Genomic DNA, 26,439 nt, shown 5'->3' on the forward strand with positions numbered 1-26,439 from the left:
GGGCCTAGCTTAGGCCACGGACCACCGGGATGTCTAACTCGCGGATCTTCTTGCGCAAGGTGTTGCGGTTCAGGCCCAGCAGCTCGGCCGCGCGGATCTGGTTGCCGCGGGTGGCGGCCAGGCTCAGCGTGATCAGCGGCCGCTCGACCTCGCGCAGCACCCGGTCGTAGAGGCCGCTGGCCGGCAGGCTGCCGGCATGGGCGGCGAAATAGTCGCGCAGGTGGCGCTCGACCGCGGCCGACAGCCCCTCCCCGGCCGGCTCGACGCCGGGCTCGGCGATGCCGGGCTGCGGCAGCGCGTCGCTCAGCTCGGCCTCGACCACGTCGATGCCGATCGTCTCCTGCGAGTACAGGGCGCAGAGGCGCCGGGCCAGGTTCTCCAGCTCGCGCACATTGCCGGGCCAGCGGTGCCGCGTCAGCCGCTCCATCGCCCGCTTGTCCAGCGCCTTCTCGCTCATGCCTTCGGCGGCGGCGCGGCGCATGAAGTGGCTGACCAGGGCCGGAATGTCCTCCGACCGCTCGCGCAGCGGCGGCAGCCGGATCGGCACGACGTTCAGGCGGTAGAACAGGTCCTCGCGGAACAGCCCCTGCCGCACCATGCTGCGCAGGTCGCGATGGGTGGCGGCGATGATGCGGACATCGGCGCGGATCGGGGTGCGGCCGCCGACCGTGGTGTATTCGCCCTCCTGCAGCACCCGCAGCAGCCGGGTCTGCGCCTCCATCGGCATGTCGCCGATCTCGTCCAGGAACAGCGTGCCGCCCTGGGCCTGCTCGAACCGGCCGGTGGAGCGCGACAGCGCGCCGGTGAAGGCCCCCTTCTCATGCCCGAACAGCTCGGATTCGATCAGGTCGCGCGGGATCGCCGCCATGTTGATGGCGACGAAGGGGCCGGTGCGGCGGCGGCCGTAATCGTGCAGCGCCCTGGCCACCAGCTCCTTGCCGGTGCCGCTCTCGCCGGTGATCATCACGGTCAGGTCGGTCGCCATCAGCCGGGCCATCACCCGGTAGATCTCCTGCATCGCCGGCGACCGGCCGATCAGGGGCATCGCCTCCTCGCCGTCCTCGACGTCCCGGCGCTCGCCCTCGTCCTGGCGCGGCAGGGTCAGGCCGCGCTCGACCACCCCGACCAGCTCCTTCAGGTCGAACGGCTTGGGCAGGTACTCGAAGGCGCCGCGCTCGGTCGCCTTGACCGCGGTCAGCAGCGTGTTCTGCGCGCTCATGACGATGACGCGCAGCTCCGGCCGCAGCTTGCGGATCCGCGGCAGCAGGTCCAGCCCGTTCTCGTCCGGCATCATCACGTCGGTGATCACCAGGTCGCCGACGCCGTCCTGGACCCATTTGTACAGGGTCGAGGCGGTGCCGGTGCTGCGCACCTCATGGCCGAGCCTGGACAGGGCCTGGGTCAGCACCATGCGGATGGCGCGATCGTCATCCGCGACCAGAATGGTCCCGCTGGTCATACTTCGCTTCCGTTGTCGTCGCTGTCGCCGTTCGGCGCCGGTTCGGCGTGGATGGGCAGGGAGATCTTGAACACGGTGCGGCGCGGCTCGCTCTCGAAGCCGATCAGCCCGCCATGGTCGCCGATGATCTTCGCCACCAGCGACAGGCCGAGGCCGGAGCCTTCCGCCTTGGTGGTGACGAAGGGGTCGAACAGATGGTCCTTGAGGTCATCCGGGATGCCTGGGCCGTTGTCCTGGATCGACACCATCAGCGGCAGGTTCAGGCGCTGGCTGGTGCCCTGCACCGCGATCGCCACGCCGCGCTGATAGGCCGTGGTCAGGATGATCTCGCCATCCTCGGCCACCGCCTCGACCGCGTTCTTGATCAGGTTCAGGAACACCTGCACCAGCTGGTCGAACTGCCCCGGCACCGGCGGCAGCGACGGGTCGTAGCGCTCGATGAAGCGGACATGGCGGCCGAAGCCGGTCTGCGCCACCTGCCGCGCCCGCTCCAGCACTTCGTGGATGTTGACCGGCTCGCGGTTCAGTGGGCTGGGGTCCGAGAAGGCGTCCATGCGGTCGACCAGCCGGACGATGCGGTCGGTCTCCTCGCAGATCAGCCGGGTCAGGGCCCGGTCATCGTCGCCCACCGTCTGCTCCAGCAGCTGGGCGGCGCCGCGGATGCCGGAGAGCGGGTTCTTGATCTCATGCGCCAGCATCGCCGCCATCGCGGTCATCGACCGGGCGGCGTGGCGGCGGTTCAGCTGGGTGTCGATCCGCCGCGCCACCGATTCCTCGAACAGGCTGACCACGGCGAGGTCGGGCGGGTCGACCAGCGGCGCCACCGTCACCGACACGGTGCGGCGGCCGATCCGCGGGCTTTCCAGCAGCATGCCGTAATCGGCGACGCTGCGGTCCTGCTGGATCGCCTGGTCGATCAGGGTGAACAGCGGGCTGTCGCCCGGCACCAGCCCCGTCAACTCCTGCCCCAGCAGGGCGGATTCGCTGGCATCCAGCAGCTGCTGCGCCGCCAGGTTGACGAAGCGGATCACCCGGTCGTGGCCAACGGCCAGCACGGCGACCGGCAGCGAGGCCAGAAGGGCGAAGGGGTCCGGTTGCGGCGCGACCGCAGCGGTGGGGATCGGTTTCAGGTTCGGCATCGGCGGCGAGCAGGATTACGATGGTCACATCAGCCCATCGCCTAAATTTTGTCCAATGAAAGTTTTGCACAACCAATGAGCAGAAATGTGGTCGCCCCCCGATTCTTGGGGGGAAGAAGTTCCGTTCGGGCGGCGCTACATGTCACTCGGCCGGGGTCAGGGCGGTTTCCCGCCGGGCGAACGGCCGCGGTTAGAGTATTATGATGCCGCCGGGCTTCGGCCCGCTGGCGACGATGGAGCAGAAGCTCATGAAGTCGATGATCGGGACGTTCGGTCGCATCGCCGTCTTGGCATTCGCGTTGGCCGCCGCGGTGACGGCGCCGGCCGCGGCTGCCGACATCCCGGGGGCGAAGGACTATCCGGGGATCAAGCGCTACGAGGGCGCGTCGATCGTCGAATACAAGACCCAGAAATTCACCCACTACACCCTGCCGCTCGGCCCGGCCGACGAGGCCGATGCCGACAACAAGCCGGTCTTCGCTGCCTCGAAGCAGGTCAGCGGCGCGCTGACCCGCCTCAGCTACACGGTCCCGGCCGGCATCTCCTCCGCCGACGTGTTCGAGAACTACGGGAACGAGCTGGCGTCTAAGGGCTACCAGGTGCTGTTCAAGGCCGATGGCGGCGCGATCGGCAAGCGCCAGGACACCATCTTCGACGGGGTCGGGACCCAGCTGTTCAGCTACAGCCCGGACGCCGCGCATTTCCTGACCGCGGAGCTGACCAAGGACGGCGGCACCGTCAGCGTCGCCCTCTACGTCACCGAGTTCCAGGACGGCTACACCCGGGACATCGAGGTGGCGAAGGGCCAGGCCATCGTCCAGCTCGACGTCATCGAATCCGGCACGCTGCAGGATAAGATGGTGACGGTGACGGCGGCCGAGATCGAGAAGAGCCTGTCGGCGCAGGGCCACATCGCCCTCTACGGCATCTATTTCGACTTCGCCAAGGCCGACCTGAAGCCGGATTCGAAGCCGGCGCTGGACCAGATCGCGCAGTTCCTGAAGGACGAGCCGTCGCTGAAGATCCATGTCGTCGGCCACACCGACAATGTCGGCGGCATGGACACCAACATGGCGCTGTCGCGGGCCCGCGCCGGCTCCGTCGTGTCGGCGCTGGTCAAGCAGTACGGCATCTCGGCAAGCCGGCTGAACCCGGCCGGCGTCGGCCCGCTGGCGCCGGTGGCGCCGAACGACAGCGACGAGGGCCGGGCCAAGAACCGGCGGGTCGAACTGATCCCCCAGTGACCGGCCCGCTGTGAGGATACGGCCGGGCGGAGCCGCCGCCCGGCCGTATCGCTTGTCTCTCCCCCGGCGCCGCCCTATCGTGCGGCGCTTTTTCGTCGAGGGGAGCCCGAGCGGACCATGCCACGCCACGCCGCCGTCATCGTCGCTGCCGGAACCGGCGAGCGCTTCGGCGGCTCCCTGCCCAAGCAATACCGCCCGCTGGCCGGCAGCACCGTGCTGCGCCGGTCGGTCGAGGCCTTCCGCGCCACCGGCCGCTTCGACGATATCATCGTGGTGATCCGCGACGAGCACCGGGCGCTGTATGACGCCGCCGCGGCGGGCCTCGGCCTGCCCGACCCCGTCATCGGCGGCGCCACCCGGCAGGACAGCGTCCGCGCGGCGCTGGAATGGCTGGAGGCGCGCGCGCCGGACCGGGTGCTGGTGCATGACGCGGCGCGGCCGCTGGTCGACCGGGCGACGATCGACCGGGTGCTGGACGCCCTGGACGAGGCCGAGGCGGCCATTGCCGCGGTGCCCGTGGTCGACACGATCAAACGCGCCGAAGCCGGCATCGCCGCCGGCACGGTCGACCGCAGCGGGCTGTGGCAGGCGCAGACGCCGCAGGGCTTCCGCTTCCCGGCCCTGCTGGCCGCCCATCGCGCCGTGGCCGGCGAGGCGCTGACCGACGACGCCGCGGTGGCGGAGCGGCAGGGCATCGCCGTGCGCCTGGTCGAAGGCCATGTCGACAACTTCAAGATCACCACGGAGGCGGACCTGACCCGCGCGGAACGACTGCTCGGCGGCGCTGCCGACATCCGGACCGGCACCGGCTTCGACGTGCATCGCCTGATCCCGGGCGACGCCGTCATCCTGTGCGGCATCCGCATTCCCCACGGCTTCAAGCTGGAGGGGCATTCCGACGCCGATGTCGGGCTGCACGCCCTGACCGACGCGCTGCTGGGCGCGATCGGCGCCGGCGATATCGGCCAGCATTTCCCGCCGTCGGACGAACGCTGGCGCGGTGCCGATTCCGCCGCCTTCCTGGCCCATGCCGGCGAGCTGGTGCGGGCCCGCGGCACCATCCTCAATGTCGACGTCACCCTGCTGTGCGAGCGGCCGAAGGTCGGCCCCCACCGCGCCGCCATGGTCGCCCGGATCGCCGAGATCCTGGGGCTCGATGCGGAGCGGGTCAGCGTCAAGGCCACCACGACCGAGCGGCTGGGCTTCACCGGCCGCGAGGAGGGCATCGCCGCGCAGGCGTCCGCGAACGTCCGGATCGAGCGCTGATGCCGTTCCGCCCGCTCCCGCCGGGCTGCACCTTCTGGCAACCGACGACGCTGCTGGCGACGGTGGGCGGGATCGGGCTGATCCGGGTGGCGTCGGGCACCTGGGGGTCGCTGGCCGCCCTGCCCCTCGCCTGGGTGCTGTGGTGGCTGGGCGGCCCGCTGGCCGTGGCGGTCGCCGGCGTGGCCATCGGCCTGATCGGGGTCTGGGCTTCGGGCGCCGTCTGCCGCGGCGGCGAGGCGGATTCGAGCGCGATCGTGATCGACGAGGTGGCCGGCCAGCTGCTGGCCCTGGTGCCGGTCGCCGGCATGCTGTGGCTTTACCCCTTCACCTTCGCCCTGTTCCGGCTGCTCGACATCGCCAAGCCCTGGCCGATCTCCTGGCTGGACCGGGAGCTGGGCGGCGGCTGGGGCGTGATGATGGACGACATCGCCGCCGGCGTGGCGGTTGCCGCGATTGGCGCGGCGATCCTGGCAGGAGGGCTGGCATGATCGAGGATGCGGACCTTGCACTGGCCACGCAGGTGCTGGATGCCTGCCGCGCCGCGGGGCTGATGCTGGCGACGGCGGAAAGCTGCACCGGCGGGCTGGTGGCGGCGGCGCTGACCGCCATCGCCGGCTCCTCCGACGTGGTGGAGCGTGGCTTCGTCACCTATTCCAATGCAGCGAAGTCCGAGCTGCTGGGCGTGCCGGCGCCATTGATCGCCGACAAGGGCGCCGTCAGCGCCGAGGTGGCGGCGGCGATGGCCGAGGGCGCCGTGGCCCGCGCCCGGGTCGGCCTGGCGGTCTCGATCACCGGCATCGCCGGGCCGGGCGGCGCCACGCCGGGCAAGCCGGTCGGGCTGGTGCATTTCGGCTTGGCCCGGCCGGGCACCGCGACCCGGACGGAGCAGCGCGTCTTCGCCGGCGACCGGGCCGCGGTCCGGGCCCAGGCGCTGCATCTGGCGCTGGAATTGCTGCTGGCCGGCGCGCAAGCCGCGAAAACCGCATCCCCCCACGCCGGCTGACGCGGGTTGCCCGGCGGCGGGGCGCACCGCATCATGGCCGCCAGGACTCACACGAAAGCACCGCGACAGTGCGCCTGAATTCGGCCTCGACTCTATGGCCCCTGCTCGCCTTCGGCGCCCTGCTCCTGTTCGCCTTCCCGGCTTCGGCGGCCCCCGGCTTCGAGAGCGCGCGCTGCGTCTTCGCCGTGCCACGCGGCGAGCGGGCGACCTGCGGCTTCGTCGCCGTGCCGGCGCATCGCGAGGGCGCGCACGGCCGTAACCTCCGCCTCTATGTCGCGGTGCTGCACAGCCAGGCCCCGTCGCCGCTGCCCGACCCGGTGATCTTTCTCAATGGCGGCCCGGGCGACACCGCCTTCGGCGACGATTCCGACAGCTGGTGGCAGATCAGCCGTCCGATCCGCCAGGCGCGGGATTTCATCGTCTTCGACCAGCGCGGCGTCGGCCAGTCCCGGCCCAATCTGGACTGCCCGGAGTTGGACCGCATTTCCGAGCGGAACTGGAAGCCGGGGCTGAGCCGGGCCGAGGTGCTGGCGCTGGAGCGGCCGGCGGCGCTGGCCTGCCACGACCGCCTGACCCGCGCCGGCAACGACCTGTCCGCCTTCACCACGGCCGAGGCGGCGGCCGATGTCGACGACATCGCCGCAGCACTGAACTACGAGAGCTACAACCTTGTCGGCGTGTCCTACGGCACCCGGGTGGCGCTGGCAGTGATGCGCGACTTCCCCGACCGGGTGCGCAGCGCCGTGCTGGACAGCGTCTATCCGCCGGGGATCTTCGACCTGGACACCCAGCCGGCGCTGATCGCGCGCGTGTTCCGCCGGCTGTTCAGCGAATGCCAGTCCACCCCCGACTGCGACAGCGCGTATCCGCTGCTGGAGGCCCGCTTCGACGGCATGCTGGCGCAGCTGCGCGCCAAGCCGGAGACGGTGCGCCAGAGCCGGCGCACCATCCGGGTCGATGACGGCATCGTGCTCGACGCGCTCTACGCCACCTTCTACGACCACATGACCCTGGCGGACCTGCCGGAGCTGATCGACAAGGTGGCCCGCGGCGACCTGACCGCCCTCGCCCCCTGGATCGGGCCGGTGTTCAGCGGCGGGCCGAACCGGTCCGACGGGCTGGCGTTGAGCGTCGCCTGCAGCGAGAGCTGGCCGTTCGCCACCCGCGACGCGCTGGCGGCCTCCGTTGCGGCGTCGGAGCCCTATGGCGGCGATGCCGCCTATGCGCTGGAGTGGCAGGTCTGCGATTCCTGGCATGTGCCGCCGATCTCGGCGGTCGACGCCGTGGCGGTGTCCAGCGCCACCCCGACCCTGCTGCTGACCGGTAGCTTCGACCCGATCACACCGCCGGAATACGCCTATATCGCGGCGCGAACGCTGACCAATGGCCGGGTGATCGAGTTCCGGTCCGGCAGCCATTCGATCCTGACCACGGAGAGCTGCGCGCCCGAGCTGGTGGCCCGCTTCATCGACATGCCGGCCAGCCCGCTCGACACGCTCTGCACCGACCGCACCCTGGCGCCGCGCTTCACCGTGGCGGCCGGCGGCGTGTCGGATCAGCCTTCGGCGGTCGCCGCGGGTGCCGAGGCGCGGTCGCCGTAAAGCGCCCGAGCCCGGGTCTCGAAGGCGCCGACCATGCGGCGGAAGGCCTCGTGGAACACCGCGCCGATCACTGTCTGCAGCACCCGCGACCGGAACTCGAAATCGACATGGAAGTCGATCTCGCAGCCGGCCGGGTGCGGCAGGAAACGCCAGCAATTGGTCAGCCGCTTCATCGGCCCGTCGACATAGGCGACGTCGATCTGCTGGCCCGGCGTCAGGGTCACACGGCTGGTATAGCGCTCACGGATCATTTTGAAGCCGATCACCAGATCGGCCGTCAGCACATTGCCCTCGCGCTTGCGGATGCGCGCGGCGAGGCACCAGGGCAGGAAGCTCGGGTAGCTCTCAATATCCGCCACCAGCTCATAAAGCTGCTGCGGGGTGTAGGGCAGGACGCGGCGCTCGGTGTGTGAGGGCATGATGGATCCGCGGGACGCTTAGAGGTCTAGATTAGACCCTCAAGAGCGTCCCGCCAGTGCGACGTTCAGGCGCCCTGCGTCAGCCCGGGGGACTCACACCCCTTGGGCCCTGCGTCGCCTTGCGGAGAGTCGAATGTGGGCGCGGGCCGCGAAGGGCGTATCAGGCCATACGGCCGAGCGGCCCGCGCCCGCAGGCGGCCGCCGCAAGGCGACCCTTCGGGCCATCGCCACAGGCCGGCAGGGTGCGTCGAACGGCTTGCCCGATGTCGCCGCATCGCGCCGCGCCGCTCTCCTGCCCTGCCGGCCTGTGGCGATGGCGCAGGGCTCAAGGGGTGTGAGTCCCCCGGGCTATGGCGACCAGATCGATGGATCCGGAAGCGGCGGCCAGCTTGGCCAGCCGGTTGGCCTTCAGCTTCTCGAAATCGGCGCCGGCATGGTACGAGGACCGGGTCAGCGGCGAGGCCGAGATCATCAGGAAGCCCTTGCCGCGGCCGATCCGCTCGTAGCTCTGGAACTCCTCCGGCGTCACGAACCGGTCGAGCTTGGCATGCTTCGGTGTCGGCTGCAGGTACTGGCCGATGGTCATGAAGTCGACATCGGCGGCACGCAGGTCGTCCATCACCTGCCCGACCTCCTCGGCCGTCTCGCCCAGCCCCACCATGATGCCGGATTTGGTGAAGATGGTCGGGTCCAGCTCCTTCACCCGCGACAGCAGCTGCAGCGAGGTGAAATAGCGTGCGCCGGGACGGATCGACGGGTACAGCCGAGGCGCGGTCTCGAGATTGTGGTTGAAGACATCCGGACGCGCTTCGACAACGATTTCAACAGCTCCCGGCTTGTTCTTGAAGTCGGGAGTGAGGATTTCGATGGTCGTGTCCGGCGACGCGGCGCGGACCGCGCGGATGGTCTCGGCGAAATGCCGGGCGCCGCCATCGTCCAGGTCGTCGCGGTCGACCGAGGTGATGACGATATGGCTCAGCCCCAGCCTTCCGGCGGCTTCGGCGACGTGCTGCGGCTCGTGCGGGTCCAGCTGGTCCGGGCGGCCGGTGGCGATGTTGCAGAAGGCGCAAGCTCGGGTGCAGACCGAACCCAGGATCATCACCGTGGCGTGGCCTTTGGCCCAGCACTCCCCGATATTCGGGCAGGCCGCCTCCTCGCACACCGTGTTCAGCTTGAGGTCCCGCATCAGCCGGCGGGTCTGGTTGTACTCGGCCGAGACCGGCGCCTTGACCCGGATCCAGGCCGGCTTGCGCGGCACCGGGTTGTCCGGGCGATGCGCCTTCTCGGGGTGGCGGAGATGGGGCTCTACAGCGGACATGGTCGTCCTTGCGGGTTGCGGCCGGGCTGCGGCGGCGCCTCCCCCAAAGATGGGGAAACGCCGCCGGAAGCCAAGCACGCTTTGCTCAATAGTGGATTGCGCGGCCGTAGGCGTCCAGGACGCTCTCATGCATCATCTCGCTCAGCGTCGGATGCGCGAAGATGGTGTGCATCAGCTCGGCCTCCGTCAGCTCGCCGGTCTTGGCGACGACATAGCCCTGGATCAGCTCGGTCACCTCGGCGCCGATCATATGGGCGCCCAGCAGCTCTCCGGTCTTGGCGTCGAACACGGTCTTTACCATGCCCTCGGGCTCGCCCAGCGCGATCGCCTTGCCGTTGCCGATATAAGGGAAGCGGCCGACCTTGACCTCGTGGCCGGCGGCCTTGGCCTTGGCCTCGGTCAGGCCGACCGACGCCACCTGCGGCGAGCAGTAGGTGCAGCCCGGGATGTTGCTGACATCCATCGGGTGCGGGTGCTGGCCGGCGATCTTCTCGACGCAGATCACGCCCTCATGGCTGGCCTTGTGCGCCAGCCAGGGCGCGCCGGCGACGTCGCCGATGGCGTAGACGCCCGGCTCGTCGGTCTCGAGATACGGGCCGACCACGATGTGGCCGCGATCGACCTTCACCTTGGTGTTCTCCAGCCCGATATTCTCGACATTGCCGGTGATGCCGATCGCCAGGATCACCCGGTCGGCGGTGATGGTCTCGGTCTTGCCGCCGACCTCGATGGTGGCGGTGACGCTGTCGGCGCCCTTCTCCAGCTTCTGGGTCTTGGCGCCGGTCAGGATGCGCATGCCCTGCTTCTCGAACTGCTTCTTGGCGAAGGCCGAGATCTCCTCATCCTCCACCGGCAGCACGCGGTCGAGCATCTCGACCACGGTCACCTCGGCGCCCATGTTGCGGTAGAAGCTGGCGAATTCGATGCCGATGGCGCCGGAGCCGATGACCAGCAGCGACTTCGGCATGGTCGGCGGGACCATCGCCTCCTTGTAGCTCCAGATCAGCTTGCCGTCGGCCTCGAGGCCCGGCAGGTTCCGCGCCCGCGCGCCGGTGGCGATGATGATGTGCTTGGCCGACAGCGTCTCCTTGCCGCCGGCCTTCAGCGCCACCTCGACCTTGCCGCCGCCGAGCAGCTTCGCGGTGCCGTCGAACACCGGCACCTTGTTCTTCTTCAGCAGGTGCTTGACACCGCCGGACAGCTGCGCCGCAACCTTGCGCGACCGCTCGACCACCTTCTTAAGATCGAAGCTGATGTCCTTGGCTGAAAAGCCGAATTGGTCGAGATGCTTCAGCAGGTGCGAGATCTCGGAGGAGCGCAGCAGCGCCTTGGTCGGGATGCAGCCCCAGTTCAGGCAGATGCCGCCCAGATGCTCGCGCTCGACCACCGCGGTCTTCAGCCCCAGCTGGGCCGCGCGGATCGCCGCGACATAGCCGCCGGGGCCGCCGCCGATCACCAGGACGTCGAAGCTGGTCTCAGCCACTGTCGTGTCTCCTTGCTGCCTCACGCGCCCCGGCGGAGGCGATCACGGGGTCAGGAGCCGGACGGCCCCAGTCCGAACCGGTCAAAGGTCGCTCGAGAATGCGCTGGCATGAGTCGGCTGGTGGCGGTTTCGAGAACCGGAGCGCAGCGGACATCGAGTCCGTGAGCACCGGAAGCGGAGAAACCGCCATCAGACGGCCATGCCAGTAGCATTATCGGGCGGCCTTTAGAGCATCATGCTGAGCGGGGCTTCCACCAGCGCCCGGAAGGCGGCCAGGTACTCGGCCCCGACCGCGCCGTCGACCGCGCGGTGGTCGACCGACAGGGTGCAGCTCATCACCGTGGCGATGGCCAGCGCGCCGTCCTTCACCACCGGCCGCTGGGTGCCGGCGCCGACCGCCAGGATGCAGGATTGCGGCGGGTTGATGATCGCCGCGAAGTCCTTGACCCCGAACATGCCGAGATTGGAGATCGAGAAGGTGCCGCCCTGGTACTCCTCGGGCTTCAGCTTGCCGTCGCGGGCGCGCGCCGCCAGGTCCTTCATCTCGCCGGAGATGGTGCCCAGGCCCTTGCGGTCGGCGTCCTTGATGATCGGGGTGATCAGGCCGCCCGGGGTCGCCACCGCGACCGAGACGTCGACCCGCTCGTAATTGATCATCGCGTCGTCGGTCCAGGAGGCGTTGGCCGCCGGGACCTTGCGCAACGCCAGCGCCGCCGCCTTGATGATCAGGTCGTTGACCGACAGCTTGACGTCGCCGCGGTCGTTCAGCTCCTTGCGCAGCTTGAGCAGCGCGTCGAGCTCGATGTCGACGGTCAGGTAGAAATGCGGGACGGTCTGCTTCGACTCCAGGAGCCGGCGCGCCACCGTCTTGCGCATGTTGCTGTGCTTCTGCTCGCTGTACGGGATGCCATAGGCATCGGCCAGCTGCTTGGCGTTCGGGCCGGCGGCGACCGCCGGCTTCGCGGCCGGGGCGGCGGCGGGAGCCGCGCTCGGCTTGGCCTCGGGCGCCGCGGCGGCCGGCTTGGCCGCGCGGGCGCTGCCGGACACGGCCGCGTCGATATCGGCCTTGACGATGCGGCCATGCGGGCCGCTGCCCTGCAGCGATGCCAGGTCGATGCCGGCCTGCTGCGCCATGCGGCGGGCCAGCGGGCTGGCGAAGACGCGGCCGTCGTCATGGCCGTTGCTCGCCGGCTTGGCGGCCGGGGCTGGCTGCGCGGCGGGAGCGGCCTCGGCCTTCGGCGCTGCGGCCGGAGCCTCGGCTGGCTTGGCCTCCGGTTTCGCGGCGGGCGCATCGCCCTTCAGCGCACCGGCATCCTCGCCATCCTCCAGCAGGATGGCGATGACCTCGTTCACCGGCACGTTCTCGGTGCCCTCGGCCACCAGGATCTTGCCGATGGTGCCCTCGTCGACCGCCTCGACCTCCATGGTCGCCTTGTCGGTCTCGATCTCGGCGATCACGTCGCCGGACTTGACCTTGTCGCCTTCCTTCTTGTGCCAGGTGGCGAGCGTGCCCTCGGTCATCGTCGGCGACAGCGCGGGCATCAGAATGTTGATCGTCATCGATCCCTCCCTTATCCGGCGCCGGGCCTAGCGGTAGCAGGCGGCCTTGGCCGCCTCGACGATGTGCGAGGCCTGGGGCAGCGCGAGATGCTCCAGGTTCGCGGCGTAGGGCAGCGGCACGTCGACCGAGCAGACGCGGCCGACCGGCGCGTCGAGATAGTCGAAGGCGTGCTCCATCATCAGCGCCGCCAGCTCCGAGCCGATGCCGGCGAAGGGCCAGCTCTCCTCGGCCGAGACCAGGCGGTTGGTCTTCTTCACCGAGTTGACGATGGTCTCGACATCCAGCGGCCGGATCGAGCGCAGGTCGATGACCTCGGCGTCGATGCCCTCGGCGGCCAGGGTCTCGGCCGCCTCCAGCGCCTTGCCGACCATGATCGAATAGGCGGTGATGGTGATGTCCTTGCCCGGGCGCACGATCTTGGCGCGGCCGATCGGGACGATGAAGTCGGGATCCTCCGGCACGTCGAAGCTCTGGCCGTAGAGGATCTCGTTCTCCAGGAAGATCACCGGGTTCGGGTCGCGGATCGCGGCCTTCAGCAGGCCCTTGGCGTCGGCCGCGGACCAGGGCGCCACGACCTTCATGCCCGGGCAGTGGGCGTACCAGCTGGCATAGTCCTGGCTGTGCTGGGCGGCGACGCGGGAGGCGGCGCCGTTCGGGCCGCGGAACACGATCGGGCTGCCCATCTGGCCGCCGGACATGTACAGCGTCTTGGCCGCCGAGTTGATGATCTGGTCGATCGCCTGCATGGCGAAGTTGAAGGTCATGAACTCGACGATCGGCCGCAGGCCCGAATAGGCGGCGCCGACGCCGAGGCCGGCGAAGCCGTGCTCGGTGATCGGGGTGTCGATCACGCGCTTGGCGCCGAACTCCTCCAGCAGGCCCTGGCTGACCTTGTAGGCGCCCTGGTACTCCGCGACCTCCTCGCCCATCAGGAACACGGTCGCGTCGCGCCGCATCTCCTCGGCCATGGCGTCGCGCAGCGCCTCGCGCACGGTGATGCGCTTGGTCTTGGCGAAGAACTTGTCCTCGTCGGTCGCGGGCGGCGCCTTGGTGGCCGGCGGAGTTGCCGGGGCGGCGGGCGCCCGGGCCTCGGCCTTCGGCGCCTCGGCGGCGGCCGGGGCCTCGCGCGGCGTCTCGGCCACCGGTGCGGCCTTGCCGTTGGCGGCGATGTCGCCGGCGCTCTCGCCGTCACCGAGCAGGATGGCAATCGGGGTGTTCACGGCCACGGCCTCGGTGCCTTCCGGCACCAGGATCTTGCCGATGGTGCCTTCGTCGACCGCCTCGACCTCCATGGTCGCCTTGTCGGTCTCGATCTCGGCGATGACGTCGCCCGACTTCACCGCGTCACCCTCGCGCTTCAGCCACTTCGCGAGCGTGCCCTCGGTCATGGTCGGCGACAGCGCCGGCATCAGGATTTCGGTGGGCATTGGGGAATTCTCCGGCAGCCGGCGGCGCCTCACGCGGGGCGCCCGCCGGGTCGTGTTGGCGTCAGGCTTCGATCAGAACGTCGGTGTAGAGCTCCGACGGATCGGGCTCCGGGCTCTGCTGGGCGAATTCCGCCGCATCGTTGACGATGCCCCGGATCTCCTTGTCGATCGCCTTGAAGTCGTCCTCGCTGACGCCGCCGATCGCGTCGATCTTCTTGCGCACCAGATCGATCGGGTCGTGCGTCTCGCGCATCTTCGCCACCTCCTCCTTGGTCCGGTACTTGGCCGGATCGGACATGGAGTGGCCGCGATAGCGGTAGGTCATCATCTCCAGGATGGTCGGCCCCTCGCCGGCCCGGGCGCGCTCCAGCGCCTCCTCGGCCGCGGCCTTAACCGCCAGCACGTCCATGCCGTCGACCTGGAAGCCCGGGATGCCGTAGGCCTGGCCGCGCAGATGCAGGTCGGCATTGGCCGAGGCGCGCTGCACCGAGGTGCCCATGCCGTATTTGTTGTTCTCGATCACGTAGACGATCGGGAGCTTCCAGAGAGCCGCCATGTTGAAGCTCTCATAGACCTGGCCCTGGTTGGTCGCGCCGTCGCCCATATAGGTGATGCTGGCGCCACCATCCTCCTTGTAGCGATGGGCGAAGCCGAGGCCGGTGCCGAGCGACACCTGGGCGCCGACGATGCCATGGCCGCCGAAGAACTTCTTCTCGCGGCTGAACATGTGCATCGAGCCGCCCTTGCCTTTGGAGTAGCCGCCGCGCCGTCCGGTCAGCTCCGCCATCACGCCGCGCGGGTCCATGCCGCAGGCCAGCATGTGGCCGTGGTCGCGATAGCCGGTGATGACGTCGTCGGCCGGCGTCTGGGCCGACTGCATGCCGACCACCACGGCCTCCTGGCCGATATAGAGGTGGCAGAAGCCGCCGATCAGGCCCATGCCGTACAGCTGCCCGGCCTTCTCCTCGAAGCGGCGGATCAGCAGCATGTCCCGGTAATACTGCAGCAGCTCATCCTTGCCGGCGGCAGCGGGAGCCACGGCTCCCGACGTCTTCTCCTGTGCAGGACGACGTTTCGTGGCGGCCAATGGATCCTCCCTGGTCGGATGGCATCGGGTTAGTAGGCGCGCATAGCTTCTTCGCCTGGCCCAGTGCTACCCCGCACGGACGGAATTTGCAAGACGCAGGACCGGGGCCGCGCCGTCATCGGCGCAAGGCAGACGCGCGGGTTTACTGGGCCGGCGCCGGGGCCGGAGCGGTCTTGGGAAAGAAGATGACGACATCGTCCGGCCTGGCGACATTCAGCATCGCGCGGGCCCGTTCGTCCAGCATGTCCGTGTCGATCTGCTTCGGATCGATCAGCGCGGCGCGCTTCTCCATCTCGGTGCGTTGCGCGGTCAGCGACTCCAGCGTCGCCTTGGCCTGCGCCACCTCGCCCTGCAGGGCATCGCGGGCGAAGATGCCGTGGTCGCCCTGAATCGCATGGTAGGTGAAATAGGCGATCAGGCAGACGCCGACCACCGGCCCGATGACGGGTCGCAGTTTCCGCCGCAGGAAGCGAAACATGCTCATGGCCCTAGGTCACCATAGGTCGGGGTCGGCGTCAATTGTTGCCACAAACGGTTGCGTGACAAATCCGGCGAGGGAAAGAGCGATGCAGCCCTTTCATTTTTCTGTCATTGCCGGGCTTGACCCGGCAATCCAGAAGATCTCGACAGTCTCTGGATGCCCGGGTCAAGCCCGGGCATGACACAATGTGGGTGATGTCTCTTCACCCGGTACCGCTCAGCGCTGGCGCAGCACCGAACGGCCGGCGTAGCTGGCGGCACGGCCCAGCTGCTCCTCGATCCGGATCAGCTGGTTGTACTTGGCCAGCCGGTCGGAACGGCTGAGCGAGCCGGTCTTGATCTGCCCGCAATTGGTGGCGACGGCGAGGTCGGCGATGGTCGAATCCTCGGTCTCGCCCGAGCGGTGCGACATCACCGCGGTGTAGCCGGCCTTGTGCGCCATCTCCACCGCCTGCAGCGTCTCGGTCAGGGTGCCGATCTGGTTGACCTTGACCAGGATCGAGTTGCCGATGCCGCGGGCGATGCCCTGCGACAGCCGCTCCGGATTGGTCACGAACAGGTCGTCGCCGACCAGCTGGACGCGGCCGCCGAGCGCGCTGGTGATGGCGGCCCAGCCCTCCCAGTCGTCCTCGGCCATGCCGTCCTCGATCGACACGATCGGGTAGCGCTTCACCAGATCCTCGTAATAGGCGACGAGGCCGGCGCTATCGAGGGTCTTGCCCTCGCCTTCCATATGGTAGCGGCCGTCCTTGAAGAACTCGGTCGAGGCGGCGTCGAGGCCCAGCACCACGTCGTCGCCCGGCTTGTAGCCGGCGGCCTCGATCGCCTGCATGATGAAGCTCAGCGCCTCGTCGGCCGAGGCCAGGTTCGGGGCGAAGCCGCCCTCGTCGCCGACATTGGTGCCGTGGCCGGCATCCTTCAGCTTCTTGCGCAGCGCGTGAAACACCTCGGAGCCGGTGCGCACCGCCTCGGCCAGGGTCGGCGCGCCGACCGGCAGGATCATGAACTCCTGGATGTCGATCGGGTTGTCGGCATGGGCGCCGCCATTGATGATGTTCATCAGCGGCACCGGCAGGGTGCTGGCATAGGCGCCGCCGACATAGCGGTACAGCGGCAGGCCGGCATCCTCCGCCGCGGCGCGGGCCACGGCCAGGCTGACGCCGAGGATGGCGTTGGCGCCGAGCCGGCCCTTGTTCGGGGTGCCGTCCAGCTCGATCATGGTGCGGTCGAGCTCGATCTGCTCCTCGGCGTCGAGGCCGGTCAGCGCGTCGAACAGCTCGCCGTTCACGGCGTCGACGGCCTTGATCACGCCCTTGCCGCCATAGACCGACTTGTCGCCGTCGCGCAGCTCGACCGCCTCATGGGCGCCGGTCGAGGCGCCGGACGGCACCGCGGCGCGGCCGAAGGCGCCGGATTCGAGGGTCACGTCGACCTCGACGGTCGGGTTGCCCCGGCTGTCGAGGATCTGGCGGGCGTGGATGTCGACGATCGCGGTCATGAAGCGGCCTCTCGCTGGCATCAGGAGTGGTGGGGCGGGAATCGGCGCGGCCAGACTGTGCCGCGGACCGGAAAATGCAAGGACTTTCGCCTCTGCGCCTGGGACAGGTCTCGCATCCGGCGATTATGGCGGCGCCATGTTGAAACTGCGTCAATTTGGGGAGTAGCCTCGCGACAAAAGTGCGCAACTCAGGGTACCGAAATGCGGCTTCTCTCTCATATGCTGTCGCGCTTCGTGCAGGCAGGACGCCTGCGCGTGACCGATGCCGGCGGCGTGGCTCACGACTTCGCCGGCAAGCAGCCCGGCCCCTTCGCCTCCGTCCGCCTGCACGATCCGGCCCTGCACCGCAAGCTGTTCACGGCTCCGGCCCTGGCGGTCGGCGAGGCCTATATGGACGGCACGCTGACGCTGGAGGACGGCACGACGCTGCGCGACCTGTTCGCGCTGTACGGCCACAACTTCCAGGCGCTGGACGGCTATCCGCTGCAGGCGCTGCTGAACTCGGTCGGCCGCCGGCTGCGCCGGCTGCAACAGTACAACCCGGTGGGCAAGGCGCAGGAGCACGTCGCCCACCATTACGACCTGTCGCGCGAGCTGTTCGAGCTCTTCCTCGACGAGGACATGCAGTATTCTTGCGCCTATTTCGGCGAGGGGGTGCGGTCGATCGAAGAGGCGCAGATCGCCAAGAAGCGGCACATCGCCGCCAAGCTGCTGCTCGACGACGCCAAGAGCGTGCTCGACATCGGCAGCGGCTGGGGCGGCATGGCCATGACCCTGGCCGAGCTTGCGCCGGTCGAGGTGACCGGCGTGACGCTCTCGGTCGAGCAGCAGAAGCTGGCCGAGGAGCGTGCGGCCAAGCGCGGGCTGGGCAACCGGGTGAAGTTCGAGCTGCTGGACTACCGCAAGCTCGACCGGCGCTTCGACCGGATCGTCTCGGTCGGCATGTTCGAGCATGTCGGCGCCGCCTACTATGACGAGTTCTTCGCCAAGGTCCGGAACCTGCTGGCCGAGGACGGCGTCATGCTGCTGCATTCGATCGGGCGGATGACCCCGCCGGGCAACACCGGCGCCTGGCTGCGGAAATACATCTTCCCGGGCGGCTATGTGCCGGCCCTGTCTGAGGTGATGGCCGCGGTCGAGCGCCAGGGCCTGTGGGTCACCGACATCGAGATCCTGCGGGTGCATTACGCCGACACGCTGGCCGCCTGGAACGAGCGGTTCCAGGAGCAGCGCGAGCGCATCGCCAAGCTGTATGACGAGCGCTTCTGCCGGATGTGGGAGTTCTACCTGCTGGGCTGCGAGAACGAGTTCCGGATGGGCACCTGCATGGTGTTCCAGATGCAGCTGGCCCGGAAGCGCGACGCCGCCCCCCTCACCCGCGACTACATCACCGACACCGAACGCCGCTACGCGACGCTCGCCGCGGCGGCGGAGTGAAGAGGCCGGCCCGGGCTCGTCTTCGCGGACCCGGGCCGGTCTCTACAAAGTGGCAGGCCAGCGCTACGCCCCGTGGAAGACCGCCAAGATCGCGATCTGCTGGCCACGGATGCGATACGCCACGAGATAAGGCGTACCAATCACCACGAGCTCGCGGGTTCCTGCCACCCGACCGGCACGGCCGAGATGTGGATGCGTAGCCAAGGCTTCGACCTTCTGTCCGATGGTGGCAACGACCCGAGATGCAGCGGCCGGGTTATCCGAGCTGATATGGTCGCCGATCTCCTCGAGCCGCTGAAGGGCGCAACGGGTCCAGCGGACCTTCATGCACGGCCGAACTTCTTCAGCACGCGCGCCACATCGGCATCGCTGGCGAAATCGCCGGCATCCGCCTGCACCAAACCAGCTTCGATCTCGGCCCGCTGCCAAGCCTGCAAGGCGACATACTCGCGGATCGCCTGAGCGGCAACATCGTCTGGCGAACGGTCCAGGCTTTCGGCCAGCCGATCGAGGGCGTTCGCGGTGTCGTCGTCAAGGCGCACGGTGACGGCGGACATGGTGTTCTCCAGGCAGGCGGCCACCAGAAATATAGTGCGTCGCGCTCCGCAGCGCCAAGGACCAGCCGGCTATCGTGAAGCTACCGCCGGCGGGCCATCTCGATGAAGGCCCTCAGCCCGGCCGAAAGGTGCCGGCGGCTGGGGTAGTAGAGGAAGAAGCCGGCGAATTCCGGCGTCCAGTCGGCCAGGGCCCGGACCAGCCGTCCCTCCGCCAGATGGGCCGCGACCTCGTCCTCGTAGAGCAGCGCCAAGCCGGCATCATGCAGCGCCGACCGCAGGATGACCTCGTGGTTGTTCAGCACCAGCGGACCGTCGACGTCGACCTCGATCGCCTCCCCGTCCTTCTCGAAGTTCCAGCGGCACAGGCTGCCGCTCGGGAAGCGGTACAGGATGCAGCCATGCTGCTTGAGGTCGCGCGGATGCCGCGGCAGGCCGTGCGCGGCGGCATAGGCCGGCGAGGCGACCACCGCCAGGCGCTGCCGCGGCCCGATCGGCACCGCCACCATGTCGCGCTCGATCCGCTCGCCGAAGCGGATGCCGGCGTCGAAGCCCTCGGCCACGATATCCACCAGCGCGTCATCGTCGATGATCTCCAGTCGCATCTGCGGATGGGCGCGAAGGAAGGCCGGGATCAGCGGCGCCAGCACCAGCCCGGTGACCGGGCGCGGCGAGCTGATTCGCAGCACGCCGGCGGGCGTCTCCCGCAGCGCGTTCAGGTCCTCGATCGCCTCCGCGATCTCGCCGAAGGCCGGTTGAAGCCGGCCCATCAGTCGCGTGCCCGCCTCGGTCAGGGCGACGCTGCGCGTGGTCCGGTGCAGCAGCCGCATCCCCAGCCCCTCCTCCAGCAAGCGCACGGAATGGCTGAGCGCCGAGCGGGACACGCCGAGATCCACCGCGGCCTGGCGGAAGCTGCGGTTCCTGGCCACCGACAGGAAAGCGGCGAGGCCGGTGAAGTCGGGCCGGTTCATTGGTGAAATATCCTCAACAAGTCATCCGTCAGCATGCCGCTTGTTGAGCCACGGCGCACCCCGCATATCCCCGAGACAGCATTCCGGAGGACCCATGCGCGCCATCGTAGTCGACCTCGCCAGCCCGTCCCGCCTGGTCCTGGGCGAGGCTCCCGATCCCGTGCCCCTGCCGCACCAGGCCCTGGTCCGGGTCGAGGCGGTCTCGCTGAACCAGGGCGAGGTCCGGCGCGCCCTGGATGACGCGCCGGCCGGCTGGATCCCGGGCTGGGATTTCGCCGGGACGGTCGAGCGCGCGGCCGCGGACGGCGCCGGCCCGGCTGCCGGCGCCCGCGTCGTCGGCTTCCTGTTGGAAGGCGCCTGGTGCGAACGGGTGGCCGTCGACACGCGCTCCCTGACCGCCCTGCCCGACGGAGTCTCGGCCGCGATGGCCTCGACCTTCCCGGTCGCCGGCCTGACCGCGCTCTATGCCCTGGCCGAGGGTGGGCTGCTGGTCGGCAGGAGGGTGCTGGTCAACGGCGCGTCCGGCGGGGTCGGCCATTTCGCGGTGCAGCTGGCCCGCGCCTCCGGCGCCGTCGTCGTGGCCGCGGTCCGGCGCGAGTCCCAGCGGCGGCTGGCCGAGGCCGACGGCGCCGACCGGGTGATCGTCAGCGAGACGCTGGCGGAGGCACGGGAGGCCGGGCCGTTCGACCTGGTGGTCGAATCGGCCGGCGGCGAGGCCCTGGCCAATGCGCTACGGTCGCTGGCGAGCGGCGGTCTCTGCGTCACCTGCGGCAATTCCAGCCGGTCGCCGATGACGATCGACCCGTTCGAGTTCTTCTACCCGCAGGGCCAGACGCGGCTAGTCGGGCTCTACCTGCCGCCGCTGCTGGAGCGCGTGCCGCCGAGCGAGGGGCTGGGCCGCCTCGCCGGGCTGGCCGAACGCGGCCTGCTGCGGCCGCGGATCGAGGTGGAGGCACCATGGCAGGAAATCGGCGTGATCGCCGGACGCTTCCGGCGCCGCGAGATCACCGGCAAGGCGGTGCTGCGGGTGTCCTAACCCGGTCAGATCCGGACCGGGTCGGCCTTGGCGATGCGGTCGAGCGCGACCAGGGTGGTCAGCAGCGCCTCGAGCTTGTTGATCGGCACCATGTTGGGGCCGTCGCTCGGGGCGTGGTCCGGGTCCTGGTGCGTCTCGATGAACACGGCGGCGACGCCGATCGAGACCGCCGCCCGGGCCAGCACCGGCACGAATTCGCGCTGGCCGCCGGAGCTGGTGCCCTGCCCGCCCGGCTGCTGCACCGAATGGGTGGCGTCGAACACCACCGGATATCCCGTCTGCGCCATCACCGGCAGCGAGCGCATATCGCTGACCAGGGTGTTGTAGCCGAAGCTGACGCCGCGCTCGGTCAGCAGCACCTTGTCGTTGCCGGTCGAGGCGATCTTGGCCGCCACGTTCTTCATGTCCCAGGGCGCCAGGAACTGGCCCTTCTTGACGTTGATCGCCCGGCCGGTGGCACCGGCGGCCAGCAGCAGGTCGGTCTGGCGGCACAGGAAGGCCGGGATCTGCAGGATGTCAACCGCCTCCGCCACCGGCGCACACTGCGCCGCGTCGTGGATGTCGGTCAGCACCGGGCAGCCGAATTTCTCGCGGATCTCGGCCATGATCGGCAGGCTCTTCTCCATCCCCAGGCCGCGCTGGGCCGAGGCGGAGGTGCGGTTCGCCTTGTCGAAGGAGGTCTTGTAGACGAGGCCGAGGCCCAGCCGGCCAGTGATCTCGACCAGCGCCTGGCTCATCTCCAGCGCGTGCTCACGGCTTTCCAGCTGGCACGGGCCGGCGATGATGGTCAGCGGCCGGTCGTTGGCGAAGGTGACGGGGCCGACGGTGACGGCACGGGCAGCGGTCATGGTCATGGTCCTCAGACGAGCCGGCTCTGCTCGATCGCGGCGCGGATGAAGTCGGTGAACAGCGGGTGCGGGTCGAAGGGCTTCGACTTCAGCTCCGGATGGTACTGCACGCCGATGAACCAGGGATGGTCCGGCAGCTCCACGATCTCCGGCAGCACGCCGTCGGGCGACAGGCCCGAGAAGAACAGCCCGGCCTGCTCCAGCCGTTCGCGATAGTTGATGTTGACCTCGTAGCGGTGGCGGTGCCGCTCGCTGATCTCGGTCGACCCGTAGATCCCCGCCACCCGGCTGCCGGGCACCAGCGCCGCCGGATAGGCGCCGAGGCGCATGGTGCCGCCGAGATCGCCGTCGGTCTTGCGCGTCTCCAGCGCGTTGCCGCGGATCCATTCGGTCATCAGGCCGACCACCGGCTCGTTGGTCGGGCCGAATTCGGTCGAGTTGGCGGCCGGCAGCCCGGCCATGTGGCGCGCCGCCTCGATCACCGCCATCTGCATGCCGAAGCAGATGCCGAAATACGGCACCTTGCGCTCGCGCGCGAACTGGGCAGCGCGGATCTTGCCCTCGGCCCCGCGCTCGCCGAAGCCGCCCGGCACCAGGATGCCGTGGACATGCTCGAGATGGCTGACCGCATCCTCCGACTCGAAGATCTGCGAATCCATCCAGTCGAGCTTGACCTTGATGTTGTTGGCGATGCCGCCATGGGTCAGCGCCTCGGCCAGGCTCTTGTAGCTGTCGATCAGCGAGGTGTACTTGCCGACCACGCCGATGGTGACCTCGCCCTCCGGCTGGCGCACCCGCTGGACGATGCCGGTCCAGCGCGACAGGTCCGGCGCCTTGTCCTGGCCGATGCCGAAATAGGCCAGCACCTGATCGTCGAAGCCTTCCTCGTGATACGAGATCGGCACGTTGTAGATGGTGTCGACGTCCAGCGCGGCGATCACCCGTTCCGGCCGGATGTTGCAGAACAGCGCGATCTTGCGCCGCTCATTGTCCGGGATCGGCCGGTCGGCGCGGCACAGCAGCATCGCCGGCTGGATCCCGACCGACAGCAGCTCCTTCACCGAATGCTGGGTCGGCTTGGTCTTCAGCTCGCCCGCCGCTGGGATGTAGGGCAGCAGCGTGACGTGCAGGAAGAGCGCGTTCTCGATCCCGACCTCGTTGCCGAACTGGCGGATCGCCTCGAGGAAGGGCAGGCTCTCGATGTCGCCGACCGTGCCGCCGACCTCGCAGACGATGAAATCCTCGTCGGTGACGTCGGAGCGGATGAATTCCTTGATCGCGTCGGTGATGTGCGGAATCACCTGCACCGTGGCGCCGAGATAGTCGCCGCGGCGCTCGCGCGCGATCACGTTGGAGTAGATCCGCCCGGTGGTGACGTTGTCGCTCCTGCGGGCCGAGACGCCGGTGAAGCGCTCGTAATGGCCCAGATCCAGGTCGGTCTCGGCCCCGTCATCGGTGACGAAGACCTCGCCGTGCTGGGTCGGGCTCATCGTGCCCGGGTCGACGTTGAGATAGGGGTCGAGCTTCCGGAGCCGGACCTTGAAGCCCCGCGCCTGAAGAAGTGCCCCGAGTGCTGCTGCGCCCAGTCCCTTGCCAAGCGAGGAGACCACGCCGCCGGTAATGAAGATGTACCGCGTCATGGAATTCTACCCTACCTCAGATTCGTCCAGCCAAAAACAGCGGGGCGGCCCAAACCGGGGCCGCCCCGAACATGACAGTCATGCCGATGCGTTATTCCGTCGTCGGAACGCTCGGCCCGGCCGGCGCGGTGCTGGCGGGGGCGCTTTGCGCCGGCGCCGACGGCACCTCGTTGACGATCGCGGAGCCGCTGCGATGGGCGCCGGCCATGATCGCCAGGACGATGCTGGTGACCATGAAGGCCCCGGCCAGGATCGCGGTGATTCGGGTCAACAGGTTCGCCTGGCCGCGGATCGAGACCAGCCCGCCGCCGCCACCGCCGCCGATGCCAAGGCCGCCGCCCTCGCTGCGCTGGATCAGGATGACCCCGATCAGGCCGATGGCGATCAGGACGTGGATGACGAGCAAGACCTGCTGCACTGGACACCTGTCGACAAACAAAAACGGCCGGCTGCGCCCGGCAGCCGGCGATGGCGCTTATGTAGCGAAGACCAGCCCCCAATACCAGCCCCTCGCTGCGCCAGCGGACGATCCGCGCCCGCATCCCGGCGCGGATATTGTCCGACATGGCATTGACGCCCGCGGCGCCACGGCCGATCCTACCCCGATTCAAAGCCCGGGAGGAGCAGATCGTGGCGACGAAGTTCGGCATCGGCCAGCCTATGCGCCGCAGCGAAGACCCCCGCCTGCTGAAGGGCAGCGGCCGCTACACCGACGATGTCTCCGCCCCCGGCCAGGCGCAGGCCTGGTTCCTGCGGTCGCCCTTCGCCCATGCCGAGATCCGCGGCATCGACACCAAGGCGGCCGCGGCGATGCCGGGCGTGATCGGCATCGTCACCATCGCCGATCTCGACGCCGACGGGATCGCCGACCTGAAATGCTACGCCCCGGTGAAGAACCGCGACGGCTCCGACCAGGTGCTGCCGCCGCGGCCGATCCTGGCGCGCGGCCGGGTGCGCCATGTCGGCGAGGCGGTTGCCCTGGTCGTGGCCGAGACCATGGAGCAGGCCAAGGACGCCGCCGAGGCGATCGAGGTCGACTACGAGTCGCTACCCTCGGCGACCGACCTGGCCGAGACGCTAAACGGCCCGGCGATCTGGGACCAGGCCCCGGCCAATCTCTGCTTCGACTGGGAGTTCGGCGAGAAGGACAAGGTCGACGCGCTGTTCGCCCAGGCCGACCGGATCGTCAAGGTCGACCTGGTCAACAACCGGGTCGTCGCCTCGCCGATGGAGCCGCGCTGTTGCCACGCCGACTGGGACGCGACCGAGGGCCGCTTCGTGCTCTACGTCTCCTGCCAGGGCGTGCACATGCTGCGCGACATGCTGGCGAACGACATCTTCAAGCTGCCGCCGGAGCGGTTCCTGGTGCGCAGCACCGATGTCGGCGGCGGCTTCGGCATGAAGCTGTTCATGTATCCGGAATATCCGGCGACCCTCTACGCCGCCCGCAAGTTCGGCCGGCCGGTGAAATGGACGTCGGAGCGGACCGAGGCTTTCATCAGCGACGATCACGGTCGCGACAACGTCACCACGGTCGAGCTGGCGGTCGACAAGGACGCCCGCTTCCTGGCGCTGCGGGTCGACCTGATCGCCAATATGGGCGCCTATCTGTCGAACTTCGCGCCCTTCATCCCGACCATGGCCGGCGGCGCCCAGATGCTGAACGGCCTGTACACGCTGCAGGGCGTCTACGAGCGGGTCCGCGGCGTGTTCACCAACACCCAGCCGGTCGACGCCTATCGCGGCGCCGGGCGGCCGGAGGCGGCGTATAATGTCGAGCGCATCGTCGACCACGCCTCCCGCGTGCTCGGCATCGACCCGGTCGAGCTGCGGCGGCGCAACTACATCCCGCCCTCGGCCATGCCCTACGACACCGTCACCGGCGTGACCTATGACAGCGGCGAGTTCACCCGCAACCTCGAGGAGGCGGCGCAGATCGCCGATGTCGCCGGCTTCGAGGCGCGCCGCCGCGACTCGGCCCAGAAGGGCAAGTATCGCGGCCTCGGCATCGCCACCTATGTCGAGGCCTGCGCCGGCGGCGAGGACGAGAATGCCGATGTCCGGGTCAGCCGCGACGGCAAGGTGACGATCTATGTCGGCACCCAGACCAACGGCCAGGGCCACGAGACCGCCTACAAGCAGATTATCGCCGAGCATCTCGGCGTCCACCCCGACCAGGTGACTCTGGTGCAGGGCGACACCGACCTGGTGCGCACCGGCAACGGCACCGGCGGCTCCCGCTCGGTGCCTGTGGGCGGCGCCGCGATCCGCGACGGATCGCTGAAGATCCAGGACAAGGCCAAGCTGCGGGCGGCCGACCTGATGGAGACCGCGGCGGTCGACATCGCCTTCGTCGACGGCCGCTTCACCGTGGTCGGCACCGACCGGGCGCTGACCCTGGCCGAGATCGCGGCGCAGACCGACGCGGCCAGCGACAGCGAGATCGTGTTCGAGGAGCGCGGCAGCTTCACCCCGCCCTCGGCCACCTTCCCGAACGGCGCCCATGTGGTCGAGCTGGAGGTCGACGGCGACACCGGCGAGGTCGAGATCCTGCGCTACACCGTGGTCGATGATTTCGGCCGGGTGCTGAACCCGCTGATGGTGGCCGGCCAGGTGCATGGCGGCATCGCCCAGGGCCTCGGCCAGGCGCTGCTGGAGCAGGCGGTGTTCGACCCGGAGAGCGGCCAGCTGCTGTCCGGCTCCTTCATGGACTATGCCATGCCGCGGGCGGTCGACCTGCCGCTGGTCAACTTCAAATACAACGAGATTCCCTGCACCACCAACCCGCTCGGGGTGAAGGGCGCCGGCGAGGCCGGGGCGATCGGCGCGCCGCCGGCGATCATCAACGCCATCGTCGACGCGCTGTCGCCGCTCGGGGTCGAGCATGTCGACATGCCGGCGACGCCGCAGAAGCTGTGGCAGATCATCCACAGCCGGCAGGACCGGCAGGCGGCGGAGTAGTTCGCCG

Annotated in this window: 24 protein-coding genes; 8 read left to right on the forward strand and 16 right to left on the reverse strand. The window is 69.2% G+C overall.

Annotated features, from left to right (window positions below; genetic code table 11):
* Nucleotides 1-4: 4 nt before the first annotated feature.
* On the reverse strand, nucleotides 5-1,459 hold the full coding sequence (ntrC, locus tag ABDW35_RS02545; RefSeq protein WP_343712274.1) for a nitrogen regulation protein NR(I): 1,455 nt from the start codon (nucleotides 1,457-1,459) through the stop codon (nucleotides 5-7).
* The gene (locus ABDW35_RS02550) at nucleotides 1,456-2,598 is read right to left on the reverse strand and encodes an ATP-binding protein (RefSeq protein ID WP_343712275.1); all 1,143 of its coding nucleotides are present in this window, start codon (nucleotides 2,596-2,598) and stop codon (nucleotides 1,456-1,458) included. Before ABDW35_RS02550 ends, ntrC begins: the two co-directional genes overlap by 4 nt.
* Before the next feature lie 248 nt (nucleotides 2,599-2,846).
* Between ABDW35_RS02550 and ABDW35_RS02555 the strand changes: the two genes are divergently transcribed.
* The 5 genes from ABDW35_RS02555 to ABDW35_RS02575 all read left to right on the forward strand — a co-directional run bounded on the left by ABDW35_RS02555 (nucleotide 2,847) and on the right by ABDW35_RS02575 (nucleotide 7,712).
* Nucleotides 2,847-3,842: a DUF4892 domain-containing protein gene (locus ABDW35_RS02555; protein WP_343712276.1), complete on the forward strand. Its 996-nt coding sequence runs from the start codon at nucleotides 2,847-2,849 to the stop codon at nucleotides 3,840-3,842.
* A gap of 117 nt (nucleotides 3,843-3,959) precedes the next feature.
* Complete coding sequence (locus ABDW35_RS02560) at nucleotides 3,960-5,108, forward strand: bifunctional 2-C-methyl-D-erythritol 4-phosphate cytidylyltransferase/2-C-methyl-D-erythritol 2,4-cyclodiphosphate synthase (protein ID WP_343712277.1); 1,149 nt, start codon at nucleotides 3,960-3,962, stop codon at nucleotides 5,106-5,108.
* The gene (locus ABDW35_RS02565; protein ID WP_343712278.1) at nucleotides 5,108-5,596 is read left to right on the forward strand and encodes a phosphatidylglycerophosphatase A; all 489 of its coding nucleotides are present in this window, start codon (nucleotides 5,108-5,110) and stop codon (nucleotides 5,594-5,596) included. Before ABDW35_RS02560 ends, ABDW35_RS02565 begins: the two co-directional genes overlap by 1 nt.
* On the forward strand, nucleotides 5,593-6,111 hold the full coding sequence (locus ABDW35_RS02570; protein WP_343712279.1) for a CinA family protein: 519 nt from the start codon (nucleotides 5,593-5,595) through the stop codon (nucleotides 6,109-6,111). Before ABDW35_RS02565 ends, ABDW35_RS02570 begins: the two co-directional genes overlap by 4 nt.
* Nucleotides 6,112-6,179: 68 nt before the next feature.
* A complete protein-coding gene (locus ABDW35_RS02575) occupies nucleotides 6,180-7,712 on the forward strand; it encodes an alpha/beta fold hydrolase (RefSeq protein ID WP_343712280.1) in 1,533 nt (510 codons plus the stop codon).
* On the opposite strand, the gene ABDW35_RS02580 is transcribed toward ABDW35_RS02575, so the two are convergent.
* From ABDW35_RS02580 to eno, 8 genes are all read right to left on the reverse strand, one after another.
* A complete protein-coding gene (locus ABDW35_RS02580) occupies nucleotides 7,667-8,131 on the reverse strand; it encodes a type II toxin-antitoxin system RatA family toxin (RefSeq protein WP_343712281.1) in 465 nt (154 codons plus the stop codon). The two genes, ABDW35_RS02575 and ABDW35_RS02580, sit on opposite strands and share 46 nt — an antisense overlap.
* 325 nt (nucleotides 8,132-8,456) lie before the next feature.
* Nucleotides 8,457-9,449, reverse strand: coding sequence for a lipoyl synthase (lipA, locus tag ABDW35_RS02585; RefSeq protein WP_343712282.1), 993 nt, complete (start codon nucleotides 9,447-9,449; stop codon nucleotides 8,457-8,459).
* Between the two features lie 85 nt (nucleotides 9,450-9,534).
* Nucleotides 9,535-10,932, reverse strand: a complete 1,398-nt coding sequence (lpdA, locus tag ABDW35_RS02590) for a dihydrolipoyl dehydrogenase (RefSeq protein WP_343712283.1) — start codon at nucleotides 10,930-10,932, stop codon at nucleotides 9,535-9,537.
* A 225-nt stretch (nucleotides 10,933-11,157) separates the two neighbouring features.
* Nucleotides 11,158-12,492, reverse strand: coding sequence for a pyruvate dehydrogenase complex dihydrolipoamide acetyltransferase (locus tag ABDW35_RS02595; RefSeq protein ID WP_343712284.1), 1,335 nt, complete (start codon nucleotides 12,490-12,492; stop codon nucleotides 11,158-11,160).
* Nucleotides 12,493-12,519: 27 nt separating this feature from the next.
* Nucleotides 12,520-13,920: a pyruvate dehydrogenase complex E1 component subunit beta gene (locus tag ABDW35_RS02600; protein WP_343712285.1), complete on the reverse strand. Its 1,401-nt coding sequence runs from the start codon at nucleotides 13,918-13,920 to the stop codon at nucleotides 12,520-12,522.
* Nucleotides 13,921-13,981: 61 nt separating this feature from the next.
* Nucleotides 13,982-14,959 (reverse strand): pyruvate dehydrogenase (acetyl-transferring) E1 component subunit alpha, encoded by a 978-nt coding sequence (gene pdhA / locus ABDW35_RS02605; protein WP_343712286.1) that lies wholly within the window; start codon nucleotides 14,957-14,959, stop codon nucleotides 13,982-13,984.
* A gap of 190 nt (nucleotides 14,960-15,149) precedes the next feature.
* Nucleotides 15,150-15,491 carry a septum formation initiator family protein gene (locus ABDW35_RS02610; RefSeq protein WP_343712287.1) on the reverse strand — a complete coding sequence of 114 codons (342 nt, stop codon included), beginning with the start codon at nucleotides 15,489-15,491 and terminating at the stop codon, nucleotides 15,150-15,152.
* A gap of 213 nt (nucleotides 15,492-15,704) precedes the next feature.
* Nucleotides 15,705-16,985, reverse strand: a complete 1,281-nt coding sequence (gene eno, locus ABDW35_RS02615; RefSeq protein ID WP_343712288.1) for a phosphopyruvate hydratase — start codon at nucleotides 16,983-16,985, stop codon at nucleotides 15,705-15,707.
* 201 nt (nucleotides 16,986-17,186) lie between these two features.
* On the opposite strand from eno, the gene ABDW35_RS02620 reads away from it, so the two are divergent.
* Entirely contained in the window at nucleotides 17,187-18,422 is a 1,236-nt protein-coding gene (locus tag ABDW35_RS02620) for a cyclopropane-fatty-acyl-phospholipid synthase family protein (protein WP_343712289.1), read from the forward strand.
* Between the two features lie 63 nt (nucleotides 18,423-18,485).
* Here ABDW35_RS02620 and ABDW35_RS02625 read toward each other — a convergent pair whose 3' ends face one another.
* From ABDW35_RS02625 to ABDW35_RS02635, 3 genes are all read right to left on the reverse strand, one after another.
* Nucleotides 18,486-18,749, reverse strand: a complete 264-nt coding sequence (locus tag ABDW35_RS02625) for a type II toxin-antitoxin system RelE/ParE family toxin (protein ID WP_343712290.1) — start codon at nucleotides 18,747-18,749, stop codon at nucleotides 18,486-18,488.
* Nucleotides 18,746-18,979, reverse strand: coding sequence for a CopG family transcriptional regulator (locus tag ABDW35_RS02630; RefSeq protein ID WP_343712291.1), 234 nt, complete (start codon nucleotides 18,977-18,979; stop codon nucleotides 18,746-18,748). The genes ABDW35_RS02625 and ABDW35_RS02630 overlap by 4 nt, the downstream gene beginning before the upstream one ends.
* Nucleotides 18,980-19,059: 80 nt before the next feature.
* Nucleotides 19,060-19,947, reverse strand: a complete 888-nt coding sequence (locus ABDW35_RS02635; RefSeq protein ID WP_343712292.1) for a LysR family transcriptional regulator — start codon at nucleotides 19,945-19,947, stop codon at nucleotides 19,060-19,062.
* Between the two features lie 94 nt (nucleotides 19,948-20,041).
* Between ABDW35_RS02635 and ABDW35_RS02640 the strand changes: the two genes are divergently transcribed.
* The gene (locus ABDW35_RS02640) at nucleotides 20,042-20,983 is read left to right on the forward strand and encodes a zinc-binding dehydrogenase (RefSeq protein WP_343712293.1); all 942 of its coding nucleotides are present in this window, start codon (nucleotides 20,042-20,044) and stop codon (nucleotides 20,981-20,983) included.
* A 5-nt stretch (nucleotides 20,984-20,988) separates the two neighbouring features.
* On the opposite strand, the gene kdsA is transcribed toward ABDW35_RS02640, so the two are convergent.
* The 3 genes from kdsA to secG form a co-directional block, all read right to left on the reverse strand.
* The gene (gene kdsA, locus ABDW35_RS02645) at nucleotides 20,989-21,831 is read right to left on the reverse strand and encodes a 3-deoxy-8-phosphooctulonate synthase (RefSeq protein WP_343712294.1); all 843 of its coding nucleotides are present in this window, start codon (nucleotides 21,829-21,831) and stop codon (nucleotides 20,989-20,991) included.
* 11 nt (nucleotides 21,832-21,842) lie between these two features.
* A complete protein-coding gene (locus ABDW35_RS02650; RefSeq protein WP_343712295.1) occupies nucleotides 21,843-23,471 on the reverse strand; it encodes a CTP synthase in 1,629 nt (542 codons plus the stop codon).
* Between the two features lie 91 nt (nucleotides 23,472-23,562).
* On the reverse strand, nucleotides 23,563-23,889 hold the full coding sequence (gene secG / locus ABDW35_RS02655; protein WP_343712296.1) for a preprotein translocase subunit SecG: 327 nt from the start codon (nucleotides 23,887-23,889) through the stop codon (nucleotides 23,563-23,565).
* Nucleotides 23,890-24,101: 212 nt separating this feature from the next.
* Here secG and ABDW35_RS02660 point away from each other — a divergent pair, with 212 nt between their 5' ends.
* A complete protein-coding gene (locus ABDW35_RS02660) occupies nucleotides 24,102-26,432 on the forward strand; it encodes a xanthine dehydrogenase family protein molybdopterin-binding subunit (RefSeq protein ID WP_343712297.1) in 2,331 nt (776 codons plus the stop codon).
* Nucleotides 26,433-26,439 lie beyond the last annotated feature (7 nt).

Origin of the sequence: Inquilinus sp. (genome assembly GCF_039594555.1) — a bacterium.
Classification (GTDB): domain Bacteria; phylum Pseudomonadota; class Alphaproteobacteria; order DSM-16000; family Inquilinaceae; genus Inquilinus.